General features: G+C 46.7%; 14 protein-coding genes and 2 pseudogenes. 10 read left to right on the top strand and 6 right to left on the bottom strand.

Going from position 1 to position 19,649, the window contains the following annotated elements:
- Positions 1 to 169: 169 nt before the first annotated feature.
- From hslR to D908_RS0119320, 4 genes and pseudogenes are all read left to right on the top strand, one after another.
- Positions 170 to 547 carry a ribosome-associated heat shock protein Hsp15 gene (gene hslR, locus D908_RS10650; protein ID WP_000098847.1) on the top strand — a complete coding sequence of 126 codons (378 nt, stop codon included), beginning with the start codon at positions 170 to 172 and terminating at the stop codon, positions 545 to 547.
- A gap of 40 nt (positions 548 to 587) precedes the next feature.
- Positions 588 to 1,463 carry an Hsp33 family molecular chaperone HslO gene (hslO, locus tag D908_RS10655; RefSeq protein ID WP_005524268.1) on the top strand — a complete coding sequence of 292 codons (876 nt, stop codon included), beginning with the start codon at positions 588 to 590 and terminating at the stop codon, positions 1,461 to 1,463.
- 336 nt (positions 1,464 to 1,799) lie between these two features.
- Positions 1,800 to 3,428, top strand: coding sequence for a phosphoenolpyruvate carboxykinase (ATP) (pckA, locus tag D908_RS10660; protein WP_000217620.1), 1,629 nt, complete (start codon positions 1,800 to 1,802; stop codon positions 3,426 to 3,428).
- 139 nt (positions 3,429 to 3,567) lie between these two features.
- Positions 3,568 to 5,453: pseudogene (locus D908_RS0119320) on the top strand (AsmA family protein).
- A gap of 35 nt (positions 5,454 to 5,488) precedes the next feature.
- Here the strand turns inward: D908_RS0119320 and D908_RS10665 are convergent.
- From D908_RS10665 to D908_RS0119315, 6 genes are all read right to left on the bottom strand, one after another.
- Entirely contained in the window at positions 5,489 to 6,415 is a 927-nt protein-coding gene (locus tag D908_RS10665; RefSeq protein WP_000475465.1) for a bifunctional GNAT family N-acetyltransferase/hotdog fold thioesterase, read from the bottom strand.
- Positions 6,416 to 6,487: 72 nt separating this feature from the next.
- Positions 6,488 to 6,922, bottom strand: coding sequence for a D-aminoacyl-tRNA deacylase (gene dtd / locus D908_RS10670; protein WP_000560959.1), 435 nt, complete (start codon positions 6,920 to 6,922; stop codon positions 6,488 to 6,490).
- Positions 6,894 to 7,823, bottom strand: a complete 930-nt coding sequence (locus D908_RS10675; protein WP_005524266.1) for a virulence factor BrkB family protein — start codon at positions 7,821 to 7,823, stop codon at positions 6,894 to 6,896. Before D908_RS10675 ends, dtd begins: the two co-directional genes overlap by 29 nt.
- 26 nt (positions 7,824 to 7,849) lie before the next feature.
- Entirely contained in the window at positions 7,850 to 8,380 is a 531-nt protein-coding gene (locus tag D908_RS10680; RefSeq protein WP_000117699.1) for an AAA family ATPase, read from the bottom strand.
- A 98-nt stretch (positions 8,381 to 8,478) separates the two neighbouring features.
- Positions 8,479 to 10,308 (bottom strand): translational GTPase TypA, encoded by a 1,830-nt coding sequence (typA, locus tag D908_RS10685; RefSeq protein WP_005519367.1) that lies wholly within the window; start codon positions 10,306 to 10,308, stop codon positions 8,479 to 8,481.
- A gap of 11 nt (positions 10,309 to 10,319) precedes the next feature.
- Positions 10,320 to 10,502 carry a hypothetical protein gene (locus D908_RS0119315; RefSeq protein ID WP_005524264.1) on the bottom strand — a complete coding sequence of 61 codons (183 nt, stop codon included), beginning with the start codon at positions 10,500 to 10,502 and terminating at the stop codon, positions 10,320 to 10,322.
- A gap of 292 nt (positions 10,503 to 10,794) precedes the next feature.
- Here D908_RS0119315 and glnA point away from each other — a divergent pair, with 292 nt between their 5' ends.
- The 6 genes and pseudogenes from glnA to add all read left to right on the top strand — a co-directional run bounded on the left by glnA (position 10,795) and on the right by add (position 19,260).
- The gene (gene glnA, locus D908_RS10690; RefSeq protein WP_000110155.1) at positions 10,795 to 12,204 is read left to right on the top strand and encodes a glutamate--ammonia ligase; all 1,410 of its coding nucleotides are present in this window, start codon (positions 10,795 to 10,797) and stop codon (positions 12,202 to 12,204) included.
- Positions 12,205 to 12,381: 177 nt separating this feature from the next.
- Positions 12,382 to 12,969, top strand: a complete 588-nt coding sequence (locus tag D908_RS10695; protein ID WP_005524262.1) for a DUF4124 domain-containing protein — start codon at positions 12,382 to 12,384, stop codon at positions 12,967 to 12,969.
- A gap of 136 nt (positions 12,970 to 13,105) precedes the next feature.
- Positions 13,106 to 14,164, top strand: a complete 1,059-nt coding sequence (glnL, locus tag D908_RS10700) for a nitrogen regulation protein NR(II) (RefSeq protein WP_001271954.1) — start codon at positions 13,106 to 13,108, stop codon at positions 14,162 to 14,164.
- Positions 14,165 to 14,173: 9 nt separating this feature from the next.
- Positions 14,174 to 15,574: a nitrogen regulation protein NR(I) gene (gene glnG / locus D908_RS10705; RefSeq protein ID WP_000086394.1), complete on the top strand. Its 1,401-nt coding sequence runs from the start codon at positions 14,174 to 14,176 to the stop codon at positions 15,572 to 15,574.
- Positions 15,575 to 15,633: 59 nt separating this feature from the next.
- A complete protein-coding gene (gene gepA / locus D908_RS10710) occupies positions 15,634 to 18,159 on the top strand; it encodes a phosphodiesterase GepA (protein WP_005524260.1) in 2,526 nt (841 codons plus the stop codon).
- Positions 18,160 to 18,256: 97 nt separating this feature from the next.
- Positions 18,257 to 19,260, top strand: a pseudogene (gene add / locus D908_RS0119310) (adenosine deaminase).
- Positions 19,261 to 19,649: the final 389 nt, after the last annotated feature.

Below are 19,649 nucleotides of genomic sequence, written 5' to 3'. Positions count from 1 at the left end.
CAGATGTTTTTCAATACTTTATGCAGGCATGGCAATATATCACAAGCATGGATGAGCGAACTGTCTCAAACGTTAAATTGTCGACTTGCTTGAAAAACTGCCCACTAAACACCATTGTTAATCAAGAAAATTGGCCAGAAAGTAACAAGGTTAGAGAGGAAATGTGGCAATGAGTTCCAGTGCAGATGACGTTAGGCTGGATAAATGGTTGTGGGCTGCAAGATTTTACAAAACTCGCTCACTAGCGCGAAATATGGTCGAAGGTGGCAAAGTCCACTATAATGGCCAGCGATCCAAACCCAGTAAATCGGTTGAACTTGGCGCACAGATCACTCTGCGTCAGGGACATGACGAGAAAACTGTCATTATCGAAAAGATCTCAGATCAACGCCGTGGAGCACCAGAAGCGCAACTACTCTACCGTGAAACGGCAGAAAGCATCGCTAAGCGTGAACGTAATGCCATGATGCGCCAGCTCAACCCGAGTCCGGATCGACGTCCGGACAAGAAGCAGCGCCGAGATCTACTCAAATTTATTCATCAGTAATCAGTAAATAGCCGGACAATTCCTTATGACGACAAACTCAATGGCGAACAACATGCTACATCGCTATCTATTTGAAGACCTCTCTGTGCGTGGTGAGTTGGTCCAACTGGATGAAACTTATCAGCACATGATTTCCAGTCAGGAATATCCTGCGGCAGTGCAACACTTAATCGGTGAACTGCTGGTTGCAACCTCACTGCTTACTGCGACGTTGAAATTCGAAGGTTCAATTACCCTGCAACTGCAAGGCAATGGCCCAGTATCACTGGTAGTGATTAACGGTGATAACAACCAGCAAGTACGTGGTGTTGCTCGCTGGCAAGGCGATATTGCTGACGATGCAGGCTTACACGATATGCTTGGCAAGGGTCATCTGGTGATTACCATTGAACCTAAGCAAGGTGAACGCTATCAAGGCGTAGTGGGTTTAGAAGGCGATACCCTTGCCGATGTGCTCGAAGGTTACTTCCTACGTTCAGAGCAGCTCAAAACTCGTTTGTGGATCCGCGTTGGTGAGCATGCAGGTAAAGCCTGTGCTGCTGGTATGTTGCTGCAAATCGTACCCGATGGTAAAGGCTCTGCCGATGATTTCGAACATTTAGAACAATTAACTGACACCATCAAGAACGAAGAGTTATTTGCTCTACCTGCGGAAGAACTGCTGTACCGTCTTTACAACCAAGAGAAAGTTCAGTTGTTCGCACCACATCCGGTCAGCTTCCGCTGTGGTTGCTCACGTGAACGCAGTGCGGCGGCCATCGTGACTGTGGCGCGTGAAGAAATCAATGACATTCTAGCGCAAGATGGCGTGGTGGCTTTGCACTGTGATTATTGTGGTACTACCTACTCGTTCGATGCAGCGCAAGTTGCTGAATTGTATGCACCACAGTCAACCGATAACTCGGTATTGCATTAATTCGCCGCGTTTAACAAGCACGTAAAAACCGCCAAAAAGCCAGCTGTAAGCTGGCTTTTTCTTATGAAAAAATCAATAAAATCAAAGATCCACATCACAGTACGCCGTACTTAATTTCTTAAAAGTATTAATCCTTGGCTACTGGCGCAAAGGTTTGCGCGCACGATAAAATAGTAATACCAATATATGTGACGAGTTACCTAAAACCACAGAAATCCGGTGGGTAATTTTTGACCTGCCTCCCTGTTTTCACTCAGGTCCGTTGCTAGCATGGTGAGCAGATAACAATTACATAAATTCTTACAAAATCCCTACAAAATCCTACAAGGAGCACCTATGACCGTTATGGAACATACAAAGGCTGCACAACTCGATCTAGCCCAATATGGGATCACAGGCGTAACAGAAGTGGTTCGTAACCCGAGCTATGAACTGTTATTCGCTGAAGAAACCCGTTCTGACCTCGAAGGTTATGAGCGTGGTGTGGTCACCGAATTAGGCGCGGTTGCGGTTGATACTGGCATCTTCACTGGCCGCTCACCAAAAGATAAGTTTATCGTTAAGGACGATACCACTCGCGATACTTTGTGGTGGACCTCCGAAAAAGCGAAAAACGACAATAAACCAATTAATCAAGAAGTGTGGAATGACCTTAAAGCGCTAGTTACCAAACAGCTTTCAGGCAAACGTGTATTCGTATTGGATGGCTACTGTGGTGCCAACGCGGATACTCGCCTGAGTGTACGTTTTATTACTGAAGTAGCATGGCAAGCACATTTCGTGAAAAACATGTTCATTCGCCCAAGCGAAGATGAACTAGCGCACTTCAAACCAGACTTTGTGGTAATGAACGGCGCGAAATGCACCAATGCGAAGTGGAAAGAGCATGGTCTGAACTCTGAGAACTTCACTGTGTTTAACCTGACCGAACGCATGCAGCTCATTGGCGGTACTTGGTACGGCGGCGAAATGAAAAAAGGTATGTTCGCAATGATGAACTACTTCCTGCCACTACAAGGTATTGCGTCAATGCACTGTTCAGCCAACATGGGCAAAGCGGGTGATGTCGCGATCTTCTTCGGTCTTTCTGGCACAGGTAAAACAACCCTGTCTACCGATCCAAAACGTGCTTTGATCGGTGACGATGAGCACGGCTGGGATGATGATGGTGTGTTCAACTTTGAAGGTGGCTGCTACGCGAAAACTATCAAGCTGTCTAAAGAAGCAGAGCCTGATATCTATAACGCTATCCGCCGTGATGCACTATTAGAAAACGTCACGGTACTCAGTGACGGTTCAATCGATTTTGATGATGGTTCAAAAACCGAGAACACCCGCGTTTCTTACCCTATCTATCACATCGATAACATCGTGAAGCCAGTTTCCAAAGGCGGCCATGCGACTAAGGTTATCTTCCTGTCTGCAGATGCCTTTGGCGTACTACCTCCAGTGTCTAAACTGACTCCAGAACAAACTAAGTACCACTTCTTGTCTGGCTTTACCGCCAAACTCGCAGGTACTGAACGTGGTATCACTGAACCAACGCCTACTTTCTCTGCGTGTTTCGGTGCTGCGTTCCTCACTCTGCATCCAACCAAGTATGCGGAAGTATTGGTAAAACGCATGGAAGCTGCTGGTGCGGAGGCCTATCTGGTTAACACAGGTTGGAATGGCAGCGGTAAACGTATCTCGATTAAAGATACTCGCGGCATCATTGATGCGATTTTGGATGGCTCAATCGAGAAAGCAGAAACGAAGCACATTCCAATCTTCAACCTACAAGTACCAACCTCACTGCCAGGCGTTGATCCTATGATCCTCGACCCGCGTGATACTTATGTCGATCCACTTCAGTGGGAAAGCAAGGCCAAAGATTTGGCAACGCGCTTTATCAATAACTTCGACAAATACACCGATAACGCAGAAGGCAAAGCTTTGGTTGCAGCAGGTCCAAAGCTCGACTAATGTCGAATTGGCGTAAAAGTGATAACTGAGTAGCAAGCCCCTCTTTTGAGGGGCTTTTTTTGTTGCTGTCTCTCGTGCTTTACTCCAAGCTTGAGAGTGGATTGATTGGTAACATTTTGATGATGGCAATGCAGGGACTATGAGAAAACTACTGGCCATGGGTGTAGCAGGTATCGCACTGCTACTGATTCTGGTATTAGCTGGGTTTGGTATTATGCATACCCGCTATTTCACGCCATCTGCACAATGGATAGTGCAGCAGTTGTGGCCTGAAACTCTGCACTTTGAAAAAATTGAATACCTCTATCCATTTAAACTGCGTTTGAGCGGCGTGCAGCTTTCCACAACTCCAGCCATTGAAGTTCAGCAAATGGATTTATGGCTCAACCCATACGGTTTGCTTGAACAAAAGTTAGAGATCGATAGTGTTTTGGTTGATGGGGCAAATTTGGCCCATGGCCTGCCCGCTTTCACACTACCTGATGCTATTCATCTCAACCAATTGGCACTGCACAATATCGATTGGGCTGATCAGGACATCATCGCCCGTGGTGTGAGTCTGCAAATTAAACAGCCAGTGTGGATATCCCCTCAGCAACTACTGCCTTACGGAAAAATTCAGCTTTCAGCTGAACAGATCACGATTGATGGTGAAGCTTTTAATCAAGTACTGGTTGATGCTAACTATCAACCCCAGGACAGTACTGTGTATGGGTTTTCCTTTAACTGGCACGATAGCCCAATATCCGGGCAGGCTGAGCAATATCCGGAAGGCTGGTCCCTCATCAATGTGACCATTAGCAGGCTTAACCTCAATCTAGACCAGTGGCAAACTCACCCACTATGGCAAAAATTAGCGCCGAATGTTCATCACATTAATAGTTTAGATCTACTGAACAGCCAGCTGACGGCAAATGGAGTCACGTGGGAGAATCTCAATCTCTCTGTCGAAGATTACTTCTTGCAGCAAAACTTTTGGCAACAGCAACAAGGTTATTTGTCTCTCAATGCCGATTCCGCACAATGGCTTGCCACACAGTGGGTGGAACCCAATGCAGAACTGACTTTCACGCCCGAAGGCATCGAAATGGAAGGGCATACACAAGTATGGCAAGGGGATGTTCAACTCAAAGGTAAGCTTTCTGAACAGAGCATCGCGCTCTCCCGACTCACGATCAGTGGAATAAAATGGATCGCAGAGCAACCTCAAGATCTACTGCCATTTGCTCAAGGGCTACCCGCTTGGCAGAAATTAAGCATTGATGATCTGGATATCAATAACCTACAAATCATCCAAACGGTTAACCGACCTTTTGGCAAGTCTCAGGCCTGAATGCCGATGGCCAACGTTTACAGTGGGTTAAAGACGGTCAGTGGGGATTTTGGCAGGGTAAACTTGCCGTGACGGCTAACAGCGCCAGTTATGCTGGCATACTCAGCACGCAAGGCGTACTCAATATGCACAGTGAACAAGGCGTATGGCAGCTCACCCGCGCCTTTCTACCTCTGGAGCGAGGTTATATTGAAGCACATGCTAAATGGGATTTATCGTCGCTCAGTGCCCCTTGGCAGCTTTCGCTCGATACCGACTCATTACCTGTTGGCCCATTACAACCTTGGTTCAACTTACCTTTCGGCCTTGAAGCATTCGCCGACATCAGCCTGACAGCACAAGGCATGGCTGGTGATCGCAACATGCTGGCGCATTCACTTGATGGGGAATTACAACTGAGTTTACGTCAGGGATTGATGTCACTACGCAGTGATAACACAGTAATCACTCAACTTTTTGAGCTGGATGCTCTCTCGGTTAGTGCCGATAGAGGACGAATTACCATCACGCCAACACCACTGAAAGGTGTTGGCATGCAAGCGATGTTAAGTGGTAGCACAGATCTACTCACACCAGAGCAAGGTGAGTGGCAACTGGACATCAAGCAGTCTTGGGCCGATCAATGCCTTGGTTTAAATTGGGATTTCAAACAAGCTGAGTTGACGAGTAAGGATTGTCGCAGCGCACCTTAATGCGCTGCAGCGTTCTCGTTAAGACTATCGTTGAACTAAGACGACTTCTGAGCAACCAAGGCTTTATAGTTAGGGATCAGCATGTAAGTGCCCGTAAATTCGATCGCTTCTACATTGCCGCTGGAGATAATGACCCGTACCACAATTCGCGCTTTACGCCCTGATTCCAAACGATCCAAATCACCACTGATCCCATCAAGCGAGGTGGCAGCCACAGGGTTTTGCACCACAGGATGACGATAGCGGATATGGCTGTCCACCAACACGATATCGCCATGCAAGTCACGTTCGCGCATTAAAAGCCATGCCATCCCCCAGCCAGTTAAGGTCGCCAGTGTAAAAGCGGAACCTGCAAACAAGGTATTGTGTGGATTGAGATTAGGGTTCAACTGAGCGCAGCACTGAAATTGATAGCCAGTATATTGCTGGATCTTAATCCCCATTTTATCGCTGATCGGGATCTGTTGACCCCAACGCTCTTGTAGCTCAGTACACCATTCAGGCTTACGTAGCACATTCGCCATAGGATCGAGCGTTTTCACCATCTGTTGATGACGCACAGGCCCACGCTCATCGGTCAATTCACCGCGTCGCTCGAAACCGTTCTTGGCATAAAATGGAATCGCATCTTCACGCGCGTTACACACTAAGCGCTTTGCTCCTTCTTGACGAGCTAACGATTCAAGTGCCACCAGAATCAAAGACCCCATCCCTTTAGAACGACGATTGGCCTTCACCGCCATATAACGGATCTGCCCTTCACTGTCAGGAGTAATGTATAAACGGCCAATGGCGATAGGATAGCCACGGCTATCCACTATCATTCGATGATGGCTCATCGAGTCATATTCATCACGCTCTGAGCCAATTGGCATTCGCCACGGTTCACGCAGCATCTGCCAACGGAAATGAAAATACTTATTGAGCTGATTATCCGTTGTCGGCGTAATAAGTTTGAACATACTCAATCCCTGAATACGCACCTTTACTGAATTAAGGTGCTTGTTGTCATTTAATTTGCGATCAAACGCGAGTTATACCTGTAGCCAAAACGTCACTGGCCCATCGTTGACCAGCGATACCTTCATATCCGCCGCAAAGCGTCCACGCTCCGTTGGCAAAATCTGCATACAAAGGTCAGAGAAATAATCATATAACCGCTCGGCATCTTGTGGCGCCGCACCGCGTGAAAATCCGGCACGTGTACCTTTTTTGGTATCGGCTGGCAGAGTAAACTGCGACACAACTAACACACTACCACCCACATCTTTCACGCTCAGATTCATTTTACCTTCACTATCTTCAAACACTCGATAGCTGGTCACTCGCTCAACCAATCGCTTGGCTTTCGCTTCATCATCTTCACGTTCGACACCGAGTAGCACTAAAAGTCCCTTATCAATTGCGCCGACCACTTCTCCATCGACACGTACCGCGGCTTCACTTACTCGCTGGATCAGTGCTATCACTCTGTTTTTCCTCTACATCATTCGTTTGAGATGGCGCAAAGTGTAGCATGTCTTGCGAGTCACTCCAGTGTTCACGTTCGCCGAGTGCCGCGGTGACTTCCGCCCCCACCAACACGATTAGCCAACATAAATACACCCAAACAAACAAGATGGGAATCGCGGCAAGCGCACCGTATATCAACTGATAAGAAGGAAACTGTGTAATGTAGGCAGCAAAACCTTTTTTACTCAGCTCAAACAACACGGCCGCAATCAAAGCCCCTGCCATGGCATGAGGCAATCGCACTTTTTTATTAGGCACCAGCAGATATAAGCCCACAAAAGCACAAAATGAGAGCACAAACGGTAACCAACGTAAGAATAGGTTATAAGCACCCGATAGCGCCTCGTTATCGAGGATTTTTAAGGAAGTGATGTAAGACGTCGCCGCGATACTGGCTCCTACTAAAATAGGGCCCAGCGTCAAAATCATCCAATACATCGAAAACGAAAAGACGGCGCGGCGCTTACGTTGTACTCGCCAGATGTAATTTAAATTTTTATCGATATTGGAGATCAGCATAATGGCAGCCACAAACAGGAAAGCGCCACCAACAGCCGTCATTTTCCCGGTATTAGCCACAAATTCCACCAAGGCAGTCTTAACCACTTCACCTGCTGCTGGCACAAAATGAGTGATCACAAAATCTTGGATCACATCACCTGCACTCGCAAAAATGGAAAAGGAAGAAAGGATCGACAGCAATACCGTCAGCATCGGAACCATAGACAACAAAGTGATGTAAGCAAGATAGCCCGCATTCACATTCACCCGATCGTGCTTCATCCGTGTCAATAGATAACGGCCAAAATACAGTGTTTCTCGACAGCGCTGCTCAATAAAAGAGTGAGTCAATTTCATAGCTCATCCTTGTCGGTTAGTTGGGATTATCCTGCCACGGATAGCGTCGCTAACACAAATTCCACACGTTGCTCAATCGAGGCCATTGGAACATCAATGCACTCGTAGCCCAGTTCAGAGTAAGTATTCACTAACCTTTGATGGATTTGTAGCGCTTCTTCAAATGCGTATGGCCGCACTTCATCTTGTTGATACGTGATTGAGTTTGGCTCACACATAAATACTTGTGGATGATACTCCAAACTTGCTTGCCAATACTCGGCAGGCACCACCTGCTCTGTACCCAATAAATACGCACAGATATCAGGAATAGCACGATCCAAAAAAACGGTAGGCTGGCTTTGTGCCAGCTGTTTCTGTACCCGCATCGCGTCATAACAGAGGGCGGCAAACGCTGGCAAATCGTGCCAAGGTAAAATGCCATTCTCTTTTGAACTCTCTTGTTCAATCAACAGACGGGGAATTTCTGGATAGGCGGTATATCCACGCTCTGCTAACGCATCCAGTAAAGTGGTTTTTCCTGCACCTGGACCACCCGAAATAATCACTACAGACATCGTATTCCTTTATCTTAGCGGTAAAAAAATAAAGCCCCTAACTGGTGACAGCTAAGGGCTTACATAACTTATCTAGCAGAAGAAGCTAGAGTCAGTGATTATTTCGCATCACGAGAAGCACGCTTACGATCGTTTTCGGTCAGGAAGCGTTTACGGATACGGATGCTCACTGGTGTTACTTCTACCAGTTCGTCATCATCGATGAACTCTAGAGCTTGTTCCAGAGACATGATGATTGGCGGCGTAAGAACCTGCGCATCATCAGTACCAGAAGCACGAACGTTAGTCAGTTGCTTACCTTTCAGAGGGTTTACAGTCAGGTCGTTGTCACGGCTGTGAATACCGATCACCATACCTTCGTAAACTTCCACACCGTGACCAATGAACATACGGCCACGCTCTTGCAGGTTGAACAGAGCGTTCGTTAGCGCTTTACCCGTACCGTTAGAAACCAGTACACCGTTAACACGTTGACCGATTACACCGCCTTTGTGTGGGCCGTAGTGGTCAAAAGTATGGTACAGCAGACCTGAACCTGAAGTCAGAGTCATGAATTCAGTTTGGAAGCCGATCAGGCCACGAGAAGGCATCACGAAATCCATACGGATACGGCCTTTGCCATCTGGAGACATGTCTTTCAGCTCGCCTTTACGCATGCCGATTTTCTCCATAATGCCGCCTTGGTGCTCTTCTTGCACGTCGATGGTTACCGTTTCAAACGGTTCCATCAGCTGACCGTCTTCGTGCTTCAGGATAACTTCAGGACGAGATACCGCCAGTTCAAAGCCTTCACGACGCATGTTTTCGATCAGGATCGACAGGTGAAGTTCACCACGACCTGAAACGCGGAATTTGTCTGGGTCTTCAGTTTGTTCAACACGCAGTGCTACGTTGTGTACCAGTTCTTTTTCCAGACGCTCAAGGATGTTACGTGAAGTCACGAACTTACCTTCTTTACCCGCGAATGGAGACGTGTTCACTTGGAACGTCATGGTTACCGTTGGCTCATCAACGCTCAATGGTGGAAGCGCTTCAAGCGTGTTCACATCACAGATGGTGTCAGAGATTTTCAGCTCACCCAAACCTGTAACAGCAACGATGTCGCCAGCTGTCGCTTGGTCAGTTTCAGAACGTTGCAGACCAAGGTAGCCCAGAACAGTACCGATTTTACCGTTACGTTTCTTACCATCAGCACCGATAACAGTCACTTGTTGGTTTGGTTTTACTTTACCGCGCTTGATACGGCCAACACCGATAACACCAACGTAAGAGCTGTAATCCAACTGAGAAATTTGCATTTGCAGTGGACCATCAAGGTCAACTTGTGGCGCAGCAACGTTATCAACGATTGCTTGGAACAGTGGTTCCATGTTTTCGCCAGTTTCGCCTTCAACCAGTGTTGCCCAACCGTTCAGCGCTGAAGCATATACCACTTGGAAGTCAAGCTGTTCGTCAGTCGCACCTAGGTTATCGAACAGGTCAAATACCTGATCCATAACCCAATCAGGACGTGCGCCCGGACGGTCAATTTTGTTAATAACAACGATTGGCTTCAAACCATGAGCAAACGCTTTTTGGGTTACGAAGCGAGTCTGTGGCATCGGGCCATCTACTGCGTCAACGATCAATAGAACAGAGTCTACCATCGACATAATACGCTCAACTTCGCCACCGAAGTCCGCGTGTCCCGGGGTGTCTACGATGTTGATGCGGTAATCATTCCAGTTGATAGCGGTGTTTTTCGCCAGAATGGTGATACCACGCTCTTTTTCAATGTCGTTCGAGTCCATGACTCGCTCTTCAACATCACCGCGAGACTCTAACGTGCCGGATTGCTGGAGCAGTTTGTCAACCAGGGTAGTCTTACCGTGGTCAACGTGCGCGATAATCGCGATGTTTCTTAATTTTTCAATTTGCGGAGTGGTCATCGGGGTTTGCTTCACTTTTCATTGAGGCTGGCTGCCAAAGCAGTCGCCGAACATGGTTCAAAAACGGCCAATAATGTACCAGATTTTAGCGAAAAACCTAGAAATATGTGATCTGTCGCGCTGAAATCGACGTTTTTTTCTTCATTTTGCTCGTAATGCTTAGCTACCAGAGACTTTTCAGCCGCCAGAGTCATTGACAACCTCTGCAATTGAGCGCGAAATAGCAAACGTTTTGGTAAAACATGGTGCAGAGCAACAAGATGAGGCACCAAAATAGTGCAAGCCAGGATCTTTTTGGTGCATTAAGGCATCGAAAATTAAACTCCAGCTCACCAAGACCATGAATTATATTGGATTTATAAACATGGCACGCTTTTCGCTTAAGTATTTTCAGCATCGGTTACCCATAGTACAACGCAGTAATCTTTGCCGACTTTATTTAAGGCTCGAGCCCATACCGCTTATAAACACCGGAGGTTATCCAAGATGTCAGTAGAAAATGTTCTATCACTGATCCAAGAAAACGAAGTTAAGTTTGTTGACCTGCGTTTTACCGATACTAAAGGTAAAGAGCAGCACATCTCTATCCCTTCTCACCAAATTGATGCTGACTTCTTCGAAGACGGTAAAATGTTTGATGGTTCATCTGTTGCTGGCTGGAAAGGTATTAACGAATCTGACATGGTGATGATGCCAGATCCATCTACCGCTGTGCTCGACCCATTTACTGAAGATGCTACGCTGAACATTCGTTGTGACATCTTAGAACCTGCAACTATGCAAGGTTACGACCGTGACCCACGTTCTATCGCAAAACGTGCTGAAGAATACATGCGCTCAACTGGTATCGCAGACACTGTTCTTGTGGGGCCAGAGCCAGAATTCTTCCTGTTTGACGATGTAAAATTCGCAACCGATATGTCTGGTTCTTTCTTCAAAATCGACGACGTAGAAGCCGCGTGGAACACAGGTTCTGATTACGAAAACGGTAACAAAGGTCACCGTCCAGGCGTTAAAGGTGGTTACTTCCCAGTAGCTCCAGTGGATTCTTCACAAGATCTGCGTTCTGCAATGTGTCTAGTGATGGAAGAAATGGGCCTTGTTGTTGAAGCTCACCACCACGAAGTAGCGACTGCTGGTCAAAACGAAATCGCAACTCGCTTTAATACGCTGACGACTAAAGCGGATGAAATCCAAATCTACAAGTACGTAGTACACAACGTTGCACACGCTTTTGGTAAAACCGCGACCTTTATGCCTAAGCCACTAGTAGGCGACAACGGTTCTGGTATGCACGTTCACCAATCTCTAGCAAAAGATGGCGTTAACCTGTTTGCAGGTGACAAGTACGGCGGCCTGTCTGAAATGGCGATTTACTACATCGGCGGTATCATCAAACACGCACGTGCACTGAACGCAATCACGAACCCTGCAACCAACTCGTACAAGCGTCTGGTTCCTCACTACGAAGCACCTGTAATGCTGGCTTACTCTGCGCGTAACCGTTCTGCGTCTATCCGCATCCCAGTGGTACCAAGCCCGAAAGCGCGTCGTATCGAAGTTCGCTTCCCAGATCCAGCAGCAAACCCATACCTAGCGTTTGCAGCAATGCTGATGGCTGGTCTTGACGGTATCAAGAACAAGATCCACCCAGGCGAAGCAATGGATAAAGATCTGTACGATCTACCAGCTGAAGAAGCGGCAGAAATTCCAAAAGTTGCGGAATCACTGAAACAAGCTCTAGAGTACCTAGACAATGACCGTGAATTCCTAACTGCCGGTGGCGTATTCTCTGATGATTTCATCGATTCTTACATCGAGCTGAAAACAAAAGAAGTTGAGCGCGTAAACGTTGCTGTTCACCCACTTGAGTTTGAACTGTACTACTCTGTGTAATTGATGCAGTGTGTAACAGATAACTTTAGTTACATCTATATTTAGGCTCGCCTCGCAGGCGGGCCTTTTGCTTATTTAGTCCGCCCGCCGTTCGCATTAACATGTGTCTTACAATTCTAATCATGAGTATAAGCTCATGATCCATAACGTGAAACCTTCATTCTATTGAGGTGATATATGAAATCGTCTCGTCCTCTGTTGTTACTCATTAGTTTACTGTGGGTACCCCAGATCGCCGCACAAAACGCCTATACATGGGTCGATGAAAAGGGCGTAATCCACTTTAGTGATAGTCCACAAAGTGATAAAGCGAAGTCTATCCATTTACCGGATTTCGAAGCTCAAGCACCGGCCCCCAGCTTTGACTCAACCCAGCCAATTGAAAAAGAGGCCGTTGATACTGCATTAGCCGAAGCGGCGGCTATCGAAGAAGAGAAAACGGAAACAGCGGCGCCCCCCACGCCACAAACGCTCGAACCATTAAAAATAACTTTAGTTTCTCCAAAGCATGATGACACGGTACGCAGTAACAGTGGCACTATCATCATTCGCTCCGAGTTAAACCGAAAATTAGCGATTGGTGAGCAGTTACAACTGATGATGGATGGCAGACCTTATGGTGCGCCGACCAACCAACCTGTTTGGGAATTGAAAAACATCGATCGCGGTACTCATACCTTTACGATTCAAGCGATTGAAAACGGCAAGCTTATTGCATCTTCATCGATTATCACGGTGCATTTGCATCGGGCTACGGTGAAATAGCAGCAAGATGTGACCGTTCGCTCGATCGCTTAGGGAGTTTCACTTTTTGTTTGCACTCCCTTGCGCCATACTTAATGCGTAATGCACCAATATTGTGCATTACGCTGTTAAGCTAGGTCATCGAGTGAGAACGAGTGTGAGTGCAGAACTAAGTCAAACCATCATCAATAATCAGGTCACCTCGGTGCTCATTCTCGATGAGTCACTGCTGATCCGTTATGCGAACCCTGCCGCAGAGCAGTTATTCTCACAAAGCGTTAAACGTTTGATCAATCAGCATCTGCACCAACTGGTTCAGCATTCTTCCCTCGATCTGCAGCTACTCACCCAGCCACTGCAAAGTGGGCAAAGCATTACAGATAGCGATGTCACTTTAGTAGTCGACGGAAAACCCTTGATGCTAGAGGTAACCGTAAGCCCTATTTCATGGCAGAAAGAACTGCTTTTGCTGGTTGAAATGCGCACCATCGGCCAACAACGCAGACTAACCCAAGAATTAAACCAGCATGCTCAGCAGCAAGCGGCTAAATTATTGGTCAGAGGGTTAGCCCATGAAATCAAAAATCCACTGGGCGGTTTAAGAGGAGCTGCGCAGCTTTTAGAGCGTATGCTTCCCGATCCCGCCCTTACAGAATATACCCAGATCATCATCGAACAGGCAGACCGCTTGCGAGGATTGGTCGATCGCTTACTCGGCCCGCAACGGCCGGGCGAGAAAAAATGGGAAAACCTTCACCTCATTTTGGAAAAGGTTCGTCAGTTGGTCGATCTGGAAGCGGGGGACAATCTCGTTTTTGAACGCGACTATGATCCGAGCTTGCCCAATATCTTGATGGACACCGATCAAATCGAACAGGCTTTACTGAACATTGTCAGTAATGCGGCTCAGATCTTAGCTGACCAACCACACGGCGTGATCACCCTGCGCACCAGAACAGTGCATCAGGCCAATATTCACGGTCAACGCCATAAGCTCGTTGCCAGCATTGAGATTATTGATAACGGACCCGGCATCCCTCCAGAACTACAAGATACTGTGTTTTACCCAATGGTCAGTGGCCGTGAGGGGGGGACTGGTTTGGGGCTGTCCATTTCACAAAACCTGATCGACCAACATCAGGGAAAAATAGAGGTGCAAAGCTGGCCAGGACGCACCATGTTTACCATTTATTTGCCAATTTTGAATTGCTGTTAAGGACTGTCTATGAGTAGAGGATACGTTTGGGTTGTCGATGATGATAGTTCCATCCGCTGGGTGATGGAGAAGACCCTCTCTTCCGCCAATATAAAATGCGAAACCTTCGCTGATGCGGAAAGTGTGTTACTTGCGCTAGAGCGTGAGACGCCCGATGTTTTAGTATCCGACATTCGCATGCCCGGGATGGATGGTATTGCTCTACTAAATCAAGTACATGAGCATATCCCTGAGCTCCCGGTGATTATTATGACCGCACATTCTGATCTGGATGCCGCGGTCAACGCCTACCAACAAGGTGCGTTCGAGTATCTTCCCAAACCTTTTGATGTAGATGAAACGCTCACTTTGGTTGAACGAGCGATTGCTCATGGACAAGAGCAGCGTAAGGTATCGCATCGTCCCAGTGAAAATTATTCAGCACCGGAGATCATTGGTGAAGCCCCCGCGATGCAAGAAGTATTTCGTGCTATAGGTCGCCTGTCGCGCTCTTCTATCTCCGTACTGATCAACGGTGAATCAGGTACTGGCAAAGAATTAGTGGCCCATGCACTGCATCGACACAGTCCTCGAGCACAAAAGCCATTTATCGCGCTAAATATGGCGGCAATTCCAAAAGATTTGATCGAGTCAGAACTGTTTGGCCACGAAAAAGGCGCTTTCACTGGAGCGAATACCGTTCGCCAAGGCCGCTTCGAGCAAGCCAATGGGGGAACTTTATTTCTCGATGAAATCGGTGATATGCCGCTGGATATTCAAACTCGGCTATTACGCGTACTGGCTGATGGTCAGTTTTATCGTGTCGGTGGTCATGTCGCCATTAAAGTGGATGTACGGATTGTCGCTGCAACTCACCAAAATCTTGAGAAGTTGGTACACCAAGGGAAATTCCGAGAAGATTTATTTCACCGGCTCAACGTTATTCGTATTCATATTCCCTCTTTGCGTGAACGCCGGCAGGATATCGAAAAACTCACCAAGCACTTTCTCGCACTGGCGGCCAAAGAATTGGGCGTTGAGATGAAAACCCTCAACCCTAAAACCGTCGACATTCTTACTAAGTTGGATTGGCCGGGAAATGTGCGCCAATTGGAAAATATGTGTCGCTGGCTTACTGTGATGGCTAGTGGTAGTGAAGTGCTGCCAAGTGATCTTCCTTCCGAATTATTATCAGAAAAAAAAGCGAGCCATTTTGATAATGATATAAGTTGGCAAAAGCAATTAGAGACATGGGCGAAATCAGCGTTAGCTTCCGGTGAGACTGAATTGCTTGCCTACGCACTCCCAGAATTTGAACGTATACTTTTAGAAGCGGCTCTTGACCATACGAATGGACACAAACAAGACGCTGCCAAAGTACTGGGCTGGGGACGAAATACACTGACACGTAAACTCAAAGAGTTGTATTAAGTGTCAGGTTAACGGCTACCCAACTTTACTGCACAGGATGTGAGAGACAAGAGAAGGGTATGCCGTTAAATCGTCAAATACGCTTAAAAACCGCCATCATACTGCCATTTGTCGTGATCTTTCTGTTCATGATATTAGCTATGGCAGCCGTGCAGACCTATCGCTATGAACAGACAGTAAAAGAACTCAGCACCAAGCAACTGTCTTACCTGACTGATAGCATCTCTCAACGTTTGTCTGATTTCTTACACCGCCCTTTCTTCGCCAACCAGATGATTGCCTATAACGTTGGCTTTCATCATCTCTACCAACCGAATGATCTCACCAAGATTGAAGACTTCATTCGTGCGGCAGCTATACCTATTGGTAATAACATCCAGCAAATTGACGTGATCAGCTTCGGTGGTATTAATGGTGAATACGTCGGTTTACGTAAAGACGCCCCTGAGCAATACAGCCTGATGCTCAAAGATGTTCGCACCGATAATAAATTGGTGATTTATCAAACCCCTGTTATTCAGAAAAATGTCCGCACTATTATTGATAACTATGACCCTCGTGTGCGTCCTTGGTATTTGCCCGTCGCCAAGCAACCTTCTGCTCAATGGTCATCGGTTTATACCAATATGGATGAAAAGCAGGAGATTACTCTTTCAGCGCTGAGTCCGGTGTTCCAAGATCAGACCTTTATTGGTGTCATGGTTTCTGATGTCAAACTCAATACTTTCAATTTGTTTTTGTCACAGCTAAAACAGCGCATCAACGCTGATGTGTATGTCATGGACAATCAACAACGGCTTATTGCCCATTCGAGTGATGGAAGCGTTGTGTCATGGGGGACGCAACTCAGTCCCAAAGGAGAAAGGCTGCTAGCCAGTGAAAACCGCAATCCAATCATCCGTCGTAGTGCAGAACAATTGGTAGAAAGCGGCCTAGATACGGGCATTTTCACCACTTACGTCAACCAGCAACGCTATTTTAATCAAGCATCCGCTTTTACCGATCAATACGGCCTAACTTGGTATATCAGTGTTTCAATCGCGGAAGGGGAACTGCTAGGAACCTTGCCTGAAAACCAAAAAACCAGTTGGCTAATTGGCCTTGTCGTCAGTATCGCAGGTTTACTACTTGGCTTAATGACATTAAACCGGATCGCCAACCCTATCATTTCTACTGCTTCAGCCGCTCGCCAGCTCGCAAATGGAGATTGGGCCGCAAACATGCCTAAACCTGGGCAGATCTACGAAACCAGTCTACTCGTTCAAGCCTTTGTCGAGATGACCAATAACCTCAAGGCATCCTTCAAGGCGCTACGATCACAACTGGTGTACGACTCATTGACCCAACTGCTCAGCCGAGAAGGTTTAGTGGAAAGCTGTAATCAACTTCCCCAACTCAATGGTGGGCTAATCCTGATCGGGATAGATAAGTTCCGAGATATCAATGACAGTCTCGGGCATCATCAAGCGGATCAACTGCTTATTGCCATTTCACAACGACTCAAATTGACATTCCCCGCTCCTGCACTGATCGCTCGTATAGGGGGTGATGAGTTCGCCATCTATCTGCCCGATGTCAATCAGCACGATGAACTAAAAGGTGTAGCAGCCAATATACTCAAGCTTTTCGCTTCACCATTCAGCATGCCTAGTGACAATATTGCTGTTAACGTTTCCATAGGACTTGTGTACCTTGAAGAACCCAATATGACGGTTTGGCTGCGCAACGGTAGTATTGCTCTCAGCAATGCTAAAGTTGACCACGCCCACATCAGTTTCTATTCACCTGAAATGGCCAATGCTTCACGCAAAAGAATGCAAATGGTCACTCAAATAAAGCTCGCGCTCGACAACCGAGAATTCGTTCCCTTCTATCAACCAATTGTCGACTTGCACAGCGGGGAAATCTTGGGAGCAGAGGCGCTCGCACGCTGGATCTCTCCCGAATTCGGTTTGATTTCTCCTCTGGAATTCATCCCGATCGCAGAAGAGAGCGGATTAATCAATGCAATTGGTGAGCAAATACTGCGCCAAGCCTGTCTAGATACAGTACGCGGAATGAGTGAAAATAAATGGCCAGCTAATTTCCACATCCATGTCAATTTGTCCGTTAATCAACTGTCTCACCCAGATTTCATTGCTCAATTGCATAACATATTGGAAGAGTCTGGGTTACAGCCAGCCAATCTGACTTTAGAGATCACTGAATCACGTATTGTCTACAGCGACCCAGTGATTCTGCACAATATGCTAGAACTGAAAAAAGCAGGCATACACATTGCCATCGACGATTTTGGCACAGGCTACAGTTCTTTAGCCTACTTGCACAAATTGCCTTTTGACTGCCTCAAAATCGACCGAGAATTCGTTTCGCAGCTCAATACGCACAACCTTGAAAACAGCGTAGTAGCAGCTATCGTCAACATGACCCGAGGCTTTAAAGTTGAGTTAGTGGCAGAAGGGGTAGAAACCCAAGAACAGGTCGATTTATTGACTAAACTAGACTGCCCACGTGGACAAGGCTTCCTATTCAGCAAACCTATGGCTTATCAAGATTGGCCAACAGATCTGGTTAACATGAAGTAAAGTTAAACAAAATAAGTCCTTTTCCTTCTTTTCCTAAGCTGACAGCCAACGGATTGGTTTTTATACTTAACGGCAAATACTGATAAGGACAACAATAATGATAACTTCATCTATCCCTTTAACTGATTTGCATCGTCATCTTGACGGAAACATCCGAACTCAAACGATCCTCGAATTAGGACAAAAATTTGGGGTTCAATTGCCCGCAAACACCGTTGAAACACTCACACCTTATGTACAAATTGTCGAAGCTGAACCGTCTCTGGTGGCTTTCTTGTCTAAGCTCGATTGGGGTGTGGCAGTATTAGGGGACTTGGATGCCTGTCGTCGTGTGGCTTATGAAAACATCGAAGATGCCCTCAATGCACGAATTGACTATGCTGAATTGCGTTTCTCACCATACTATATGGCAATGAAACATAACTTACCTGTTGCTGGTGTTGTGGAAGCCGTTGTTGATGGGGTACGAGCTGGTGTGCGTGATTTTGGTATCCAAGCTAACCTTATCGGTATTATGAGCCGTACTTTTGGCACAGATGCTTGCCAGCAAGAACTAGAAGCGATCTTAAGTCAGAAAAATCACATCGTTGCGGTTGATCTCGCAGGGGATGAATTAGGGCAACCCGGTGACCGCTTTATCCAACATTTCAAACAAGTCAGAGATGCAGGATTACACGTGACCGTCCATGCTGGTGAAGCTGCCGGTCCAGAAAGCATGTGGCAAGCCATTAAAGAGCTTGGCGCAACGCGTATTGGCCACGGTGTAAAAGCGATCCATGATCCGAAACTAATGGACTATCTGGCTCAGCATCGTATCGGTATTGAGTCATGTCTGACTTCCAACCTACAAACGAGCACAGTTGAAAGCCTAGCAACCCACCTCTCAAACGCTTCTTAGAGCATGGAATTCTTGCTTGTATTAACACTGACGATCCTGCGGTAGAAGGCATTGAATTACCCTACGAATACGAAGTGGCAGCTCCTCAAGCAGGATTAAGCCAGCAGCAGATCCGTCAAGCACAAATCAATGGATTGGAATTAGCATTCCTCTCCGATTCAGATAAAAAAAACCTATTAGCCAAAGCCGCTCTGCGTGGCTAAAACCTTTTTATTACTTACATCTTTACAAGCCGATGCTCAGCCATCGGCTTTTTGTTATCTCATTATCTCATTTCAGCCCACCCAAACCGTGATAACTCGAGGTAAACAGCACTAAGCGTATTCCTCTACACGGAATAAACAGCTAAGCAGCAATGTGAATTTCTTTATGTCTAGGATGGAATGAGGTTCAGCTGAGTTGATAAGCAGCGTACAAGGAAGAAATTAAAGATAGGAAAGCAGAGAAAATAGAAGGAGGAGAAGAAACCTCGACGAGGGGCACGAGTATCGGTAGTGATAGTGTTTTTTCTCCCCAAAAAGCAAAAAACCCAGTCGTAAGACTGGGTTTCTCAAATAAGTGGCGGAGCGGACGGGACTCGAACCCGCGACCC

This window comes from Vibrio mimicus CAIM 602, from assembly GCF_000338875.1.
Taxonomy (GTDB): domain Bacteria; phylum Pseudomonadota; class Gammaproteobacteria; order Enterobacterales; family Vibrionaceae; genus Vibrio; species Vibrio mimicus.
Note: the sequence above shows the minus strand (reverse complement) of the source record. Positions and strands in the feature narration are given on the sequence as shown.